The organism is Lysobacter enzymogenes, assembly GCF_017168095.1.
GTDB lineage: Bacteria > Pseudomonadota > Gammaproteobacteria > Xanthomonadales > Xanthomonadaceae > Lysobacter > Lysobacter enzymogenes_D.
Window position 1 is genome coordinate 1 of the sequence record NZ_LXSD01000358.1, and the last position, 7371, is coordinate 7371.

General features: G+C 68.8%; 4 protein-coding genes. 3 read left to right on the forward strand and 1 reads right to left on the reverse strand.

Features of this window, described 5'->3' with window-relative positions:
- The first annotated feature begins 126 nt into the window (after positions 1–126).
- The gene (locus A7A76_RS14040; protein WP_206411770.1) at positions 127–2787 is read left to right on the forward strand and encodes a collagenase; all 2661 of its coding nucleotides are present in this window, start codon (positions 127–129) and stop codon (positions 2785–2787) included.
- Positions 2788–2911: 124 nt separating this feature from the next.
- Here A7A76_RS14040 and A7A76_RS14045 read toward each other — a convergent pair whose 3' ends face one another.
- Positions 2912–3880 (reverse strand): LysR substrate-binding domain-containing protein, encoded by a 969-nt coding sequence (locus A7A76_RS14045; RefSeq protein ID WP_206411771.1) that lies wholly within the window; start codon positions 3878–3880, stop codon positions 2912–2914.
- A 133-nt stretch (positions 3881–4013) separates the two neighbouring features.
- On the opposite strand from A7A76_RS14045, the gene aceB reads away from it, so the two are divergent.
- Positions 4014–5648: a malate synthase A gene (gene aceB, locus A7A76_RS14050; RefSeq protein WP_428995151.1), complete on the forward strand. Its 1635-nt coding sequence runs from the start codon at positions 4014–4016 to the stop codon at positions 5646–5648.
- Positions 5649–5805: 157 nt separating this feature from the next.
- Entirely contained in the window at positions 5806–7107 is a 1302-nt protein-coding gene (gene aceA / locus A7A76_RS14055; RefSeq protein ID WP_206411772.1) for an isocitrate lyase, read from the forward strand.
- The last annotated feature ends 264 nt before the right edge of the window (positions 7108–7371 follow it).

A 7371-nucleotide genomic window follows, 5' to 3' on the forward strand; every position in this document is an offset into this window, starting at 1 on the left:
CCGCACATCGCGCGGCAGGCGCGCCGCACCACCGTCGTCCGATTCGTCCCGGCCGCCGCCGTTCGCGCAGGCGCCGCCGCGCGCCGCGCGGCCGCCGCGGCCGTCCTTCCATCAAGGAGATTCGCGATGTTCTTCGTTTTCCGTCCGGGCCCGTTGCGGGCCCTGTTGACCGGCGCCGCCGCGTTAGCCGTGTTCGCCGGTTTCGCCATGCCGTCCGCGTTCGAGCCGGCCGCGACCGCGGTTTCGTCTGCGGCTTCGGCCGCTGCCGTTGGCAGCGATGCCGCGTCCGCTGCATCCGCGCCGGCCACCGGCCACCGCGCCGCCGCCGCACCGTTCGCCGCTTCGCGCAGCGCCGTCGGCGCCGCGCGCAAACAGCCGGCCACCGAACGCCAGCTGTTCGGCGAACACCGCCAGCCGCGCGCGCTGGCGCCGACCCAGCGCGCGCCGCAGCAACCGCTGTTGCCCGACCGCGCCGACAGCGCCTACGACGGCGCCAGCCTACGCAGCGATCCGCTCAAGCGTCCCTCGCGCCTGTCGTTCGCGCGCACGGCCAAGGCGGCCGCGGCCTGCGATCCGAACGCCTTCGGCGCGCTCAGCGGAACCGCGCTGGCCGCGGCGGTGCGCGCCGCCGCGCCGGACTGCGTCAACGAACTGTTCGGCCTCAGCGGCAGCCAGGCCTACGCCACCTTCCGCGAGGCGCAGATGGTCAGCGTCGCCGATGCGCTGGCCGCCTCGGCGCGCGCCTACGACGGCAGCAACGCCGGCGGCACCTTGCAACTGGTGCTGTTCCTGCGCGCGGGTTACTACGTGCAGTACTACGACAACGCGGTCGGCAGCTACGGCGCGGCGCTGCGCAACGCGGTGCGGCCGGCGCTGGACGCGTTCGCCGCCAACGCCAACTTCGGCCGCATCGACGACGTGCACGGCGAGATCCTGGCCGAGTACGTGACCCTGATCGACAGCGCTACCGAGAACGCGCGCTATCTGTACGTGGTCAAGCGCCTGCTCGACAGCTACGACAGCCGCTTCGACGCGTATTACTGGATGAAGGTCGCGGTCAACAACGCCTACACGGTGACCTTCCGCGGGCACCAGGACGCGGCGTTCCGCACCCTGGTGCAGTCGGACAATTCGATCGTCGACACCTTGTACAACTTCGCCAACCGCAACTTCGCCCTGCTCGGCACCGACCGCGCCTATCTGGTGTCGAATGCCGGCCGCGAAATGGCGCGCTTCCTGCAATACGACGGCGCGCTCAAGACCCTGGCGCGTGCGCGCGCCAAGGCGCTGATCGACCGCAGCGCGATCACCGGCACGACCGCGCGGCTGTGGGTCGGCGTCGGCGAAATGGCGCAGTACTACGACGCCGGCAATTGCGCGTACTACGGCCAGTGCGATTTCGTATCGCGGCTGCAGGCGGCGGCGCTGCCGATCCGACACACCTGCAGCGCCACGCTGACTTTGCGCGCGCAGCAGATGAGCGCGAACGAACTGGCCAGCGCTTGCGCCACCGTCGCCGGGCAGGAAGCTTATTTCCACCGCGAGCTCGCCACCGGCGGCGTACCGGTGGCCGGCGACAACAACGCCAGCCTGGAAATGGCGGTGTTCGACAGCAGCGACGACTACGGCATTTACGCCGGCGCGATCTTCGGCATCGACACCAACAACGGCGGCATGTACCTGGAAGGCGATCCGTCGGCGCCGGGCAACCAGGCGCGCTTCATCGCCTATGAAGCCGAGTGGCTGCGGCCGACGTTCGAGATCTGGAACCTGACCCACGAATACGTGCACTACCTCGACGGCCGCTTCGACATGTGGGGCGACTTCCAGGCGGCGATGCAGCAAAAGACCGTGTGGTGGGTCGAAGGCTTCGCCGAGTACCTGTCCTACCAGTACCGCAACCTCGCCAACGACGGCGCCATCGCCGAGGCCGCGCGCGGCACCTACGCGCTCAGCACGGTCTACGCCAACGACTACGACAGCGGCACCAACCGGGTCTATCGCTGGGGCTACCTGGCGGTGCGCTTCATGTTCGAGCAGCGCCGCGCGCAGGTGAACGCGATCCTGGCCAAGTTCCGTCCGGGCGACTACAGCGGCTATGCGACCTACATGGCCGGCATCGGCCAGAGCAACGACGCCGCGTTCAAGGCCTGGCTGCCGTGCGTGGCCGACCCGGGCGGCAGCGGCTGCACCGGCACGCCGAACCAGCCGCCGACGGCGAACTTCAGCGTCGCGGCGAGCGGCTTGAGCGTGAGCTTCACCGACACCTCCAGCGACAGCGACGGCCGCATCGTCGCGCGCAGCTGGAGCTTCGGCGACGGCAGCAGCTCGACCGCGGCGAACCCGAGCAAGACCTACGCCGCCGGCGGCAGCTACACCGTCACCCTGACCGTCACCGACGACCGCGGCGCGACCGCGACGGCGACGCGGTCGATCAGCGTCAGCGAGCCGGGCCTGCCCGAATGCAGCGGCGGCGACGCGCGCACGCTGGGGCGCAATTGCGCGCGCAGCAACGCCGCGGCCAGCGCCGGCAACTACGCGTATTTCTACCTGTACCTGCCGGCCGGCGTGAGCCAGCTGCGCATCGACACCGCCGGCGGCAGCGGCAACGCGGACCTGTACGTGAGCGCCGGCAACTGGCCGTCGCGCGATTCGTATCAGTACCGCTCGGCCCAGGCCGGCAATGCGGAATCGGTGACCATCGCCAATCCGCCGGCGGGGTATGTGTACGTGGCCGTGCATGCGGCGAGCGCGTTCTCGGGCGTCAAGGTGAGCGCTCGCTACTGAGCTGACTTTGCGGGCGGTTTGCCCTCACCCCAACCCCTCTCCCGCAAGCGGGAGAGGGGCTTTTTGCTGTTCCTTCTCCCGCTCGCGGGAGAAGGTGCCCCGAAGGGGCGGATGAGGGCCGCCCTCAACGATCCGACTGCCCCGTCGCGTAATAATCCCCCCGCTCGAACAGCGCCGGCTGGATCAGCTCGGTGAACGCCCGCGCCTGCGGCGACAGATACTTGCCCTTGCGCACCACCACGCCATAGCTGCGCGAAGGAAAGTACTCGGCCAGCGAACGCGCCGACAGCCGCGCGCGGTCGGCTTCGGTCAGGCAGATCGCGGTGACGATGCTGATGCCCAGGCCCATCGCCACGTACTGCTTGATCACTTCCCAGCCGCCGACTTCCAGCGCCACGGTGTAGGGCACGCGGTTTTGCTGGAACACCAGGTCGACCATGCGGTAGGTGGTCAGGCGCTGCGGCGGCAGGATCAGGCCGTACGGGCTCAGGTCCTGCAGGGTCAGGGGGTCGAGCTTGGCCAGCGGATGGTCGCGCGGCGCGATCAGCATCGGCTCGAAGCGGTAGACCGGGGCGTAGCTGAGGTCGCCGGGCACGTCGAGCATCGAGCCCACGGCCAGGTCGACGCCGTCGGAGCGCAGCAGGTCGAGGCCGCCGGCGCCGGTGACGTTGTGCAGGGTCAGCCGCACCTCGGGGTGGGCGGCGCGGAAGGCTTCGACGATCTTCGGCAGCAGGTAGAGGATGGTCGAGCTGCCGGCGGCGACGTTGAGCTCACCGGCGTCGAGGCCGCGGATGCGCTCGCGGAACACGCCCTCCAGCCCGTCCAGGCCCTCGACCAGCGGCCGCGCCAGTTCGTACAGCGCCTCGCCCTCGCGGGTCAGGCTCAGCCGGCGGCCGCTGCGCTCGAGCAGGCGCACGCCCATTTCGCGTTCCAGCGCCTGCAACTGCAGGGTCACGGCCGGCTGACTCAGGTACAGGGCCTCAGCCGCGCGTGAGACCGAGCCCAGGCGGGCAGTCTGGCAGAACGCGCGCAGCGGCTTGAGCTTGTCGCTTTTGTAGGCAAATCGCGGACTTAGCGAACGCGTCGAAGTCACGTGAATTCCATATATAAGCTAAGCAAATGATATGCATTGAAAAAACTTGATTGTCAAATACAACACGCCGCCGCATGGTCTGACTCCAGGGACGCGCTCGCTGGGAGCGGTCCTCCCCCACAGGAGTCGCAACATGTCGGCAGTCATGACGCAGTGGCAGGACCCCCGTCCCGGACAACGCGGGCCGGGCGAGGGCATCGAGCTCAGCGGCCGCGCCGCCGGCCAGGAGCAGGTGCTGACCCCGGCCGCCCTCGAGTTCCTGGCCGACCTGCACCGCCGTTTCGAACCCGCCCGCCAGGCCCGGCTGGCCGCGCGCCGCGAGCGCCAGGCCTTCTTCGACGCCGGCGGCCTGCCCGATTTCCGCGCCGACACCGCCGCGATTCGCGCCGGCCGCTGGCGCGTCGCCCCGCTGCCGACCGCGCTGCTCGACCGCCGGGTCGAGATCACCGGCCCGGTCGACCCGAAGATGGTCATCAACGCGCTGAACTCCGGGGCCAAGGTCTACATGGCCGACTTCGAGGACAGCACCGCGCCGACCTGGGCCAACCTCATCGCCGGCCAGCGCGCGCTCGCCGCCGCGGTCGCCGGCACGCTCGAATTCGTCGCGCCCGACACCGGCAAGCGCTACGTGCTCAAGCCGTTCGAGCAGCAGGCGGTGCTGATGGTGCGCCCGCGCGGCTGGCACCTGGACGAGAAGCACCTGCGCATCGACGGCGCGCCGGTCTCCGGCGGCCTGTTCGACCTGGGCCTGTTCGCCTTCCACAACGCCGCCGCGCTCGCCGCCCAGGACCGCGGCCCGTACTTCTACCTGCCCAAGCTGCAGTCGATGGAAGAGGCGCAGCTGTGGAACGACGCGCTGGAGCACATCGAGCGCGAGCTGGAGCTGGAGCCGGGTTCGATCAAGGTCACCGTGCTGATCGAGACCTTGCCGGCGGTGTTCGAGATGGACGAGATCCTGCACGCGCTGCGCAGCCGCATCGCCGGCCTGAACTGCGGCCGCTGGGACTACGTGTTCTCGTACCTCAAGACCTTCCACGCGCACCGCGACAAGATCCTGCCCGAGCGCGGCCAGGTGACGATGACCCAGCCGTTCCTGCGCGCCTATTCCGAACTGCTGATCCAGACCTGCCACAAGCGCGGCGCGCACGCGATGGGCGGCATGGCCGCGCAGATCCCGATCAACGGCGACGAAGCCGCCAACGAAGCCGCGCTGGCCAAGGTGCGCGCGGACAAGCTGCGCGAAGTCACCGCCGGCCACGACGGCACCTGGGTCGCGCATCCGGCGCTGATCCCGCTGGCGATGCGCATCTTCGACGAGCGCATGCCGACCCCGCACCAGCAGCACGTGCTGCGCGAGGACGTGCTGATCATCGCCGAAGACCTGATCAAGCCCTCGTTCGGCACCATCACCCGCGCCGGGTTCGAGGGCAACGTCGAAGTCTGCGTGCGCTACCTCGCCGCCTGGCTCGACGGCAACGGCTGCGTGCCGATCCATTGGCTGATGGAAGACGCCGCCACCGCCGAGATCGCCCGCACCCAGTTGTGGCAATGGCTGCACGCGCCGTCGCTGTTCCTCGACGACGGCACGCCGGTCGACTTCGCCCTGCTCGAACGCGCGCTGATCGGCCTGCCGAGCAAGCTCGCGGGCGAGGCGAAGCTGCCGGGCGCCGGCAAGCTCGGCGAGGCCATCGCGCTGCTCGACGAACTCACCCACGCACCGACGCTGGCCGAGTTCCTTACGCTCCCCGCTTACGAACGCATCGATTGAGCCATGCCGTTCCCCGCTTTACTCGTTCCTCGTTCCTCTTCACTCGTTCCTGGCTCCGCTGAAATCAGAAACGAGTGAAGAGGAACGAGGAACGAGTAAAGCGGTTCTTCGAAATTCATCCCACGTCGCTACGACCCACACGCAAGGAATCGATGTCATGAGCCACCCGCTGCCGACCGCCGACCAACTGCGCCACGAATGGGCCACCGACCCGCGCTGGAGCGGCATCAACCGCCCGTACTCCGCCGAGGACGTGGTGCGCCTGCGCGGCACCGTGCCGGTCGAACATTCCATCGCCAAGCTCGGCGCCAACAAGCTGTGGAAGTCGCTGCACACCGAGGACTTCGTCAACGCGCTCGGCGCGCTGACCGGCAACCAGGCCATGCAGCAGGTCAAGGCCGGGCTCAAGGCGATCTATCTGTCGGGCTGGCAGGTGGCGGCGGATGCCAACATCGCCGGCGAGATGTACCCAGACCAGTCGCTGTACCCTGCCAATTCGGTGCCGCAGGTCGTGCGCCGGATCAACAACACCCTGCTGCGCGCCGACCAGATCCAGTGCGCCGAGGGCACCGGCGACACCGACTTCCTGCAGCCCATCGTCGCCGACGCCGAGGCCGGTTTCGGCGGCGTGCTCAACGCCTTCGAACTGATGAAGGGCATGATCGAGGCCGGCGCCTCGGGCGTGCATTTCGAAGACCAGCTGGCCTCGGTGAAGAAGTGCGGCCACATGGGCGGCAAGGTGCTGGTGCCGACCCGCGAGGCGGTGGAAAAGCTCGTCGCCGCGCGCCTGGCCGCCGACGTCATGGGCGTGCCGACCCTGATCGTCGCGCGCACCGATGCCGAAGCCGCCGACCTGCTGACCGCCGACATCGACCCGAACGATCAGCCCTTCACCACCGGCGAGCGCACCGTCGAAGGCTTCTACAAGACCCGCAACGGCCTCGACCAGGCGATCAGCCGCGGCCTGGCCTATGCGCCTTACGCCGATCTGGTGTGGTGCGAGACCGGCAAGCCGGACCTGGAGTTCGCGCGCAAGTTCGCCGAGGCCATCCACGCCAAGTTCCCGGGCAAGCTGCTGGCTTACAACTGTTCGCCGAGCTTCAACTGGAAGAAGAACCTGGACGACGCGACCATCGCCAAGTTCCAGAAGGAGATCGCGTCCTACGGCTACAAGTTCCAGTTCATCACCCTGGCCGGTTTCCACAGCCTGAACTACGGCATGTTCAACCTCGCCCACGGTTATGCGCGCCGGCAGATGAGCGCGTTCGTGGAGTTGCAGGAGGCCGAGTTCGCCGCGGCCGAGAAGGGCTTCACCGCGGTCAAGCACCAGCGCGAGGTCGGCACCGGTTACTTCGATGCGGTGACCCAGACCATCCAGGGCGGGCAGTCCTCGACCGTGGCGCTGAAGGGGTCGACCGAGGAGGAGCAGTTCCACGAGTCGAAGAAGGCGGCGGCTTGATCGGCGTGCGCGGTGCGGCCGCGAGGCTGCGCCGCGTATCGGCTGCGAGGAAGAAGGCTCCCGGTGGGGGGCCTTTTTCGTTGTTGGGGGTTGGCGTGGCGGTTTCGACGTGGGGCGCGGTCTGCGGAGGGCCGCGTTTCCGACTGTAGGAGCGACGCGAGTCGCGACCGCGCCAACTCACCTACGACAAACCTCGCCTACGCCCGTTGGTTTCGCCTGACGACCCGCCAAGATCAAAGGCTTCCGTCCGCAAGCGGCCGGGTC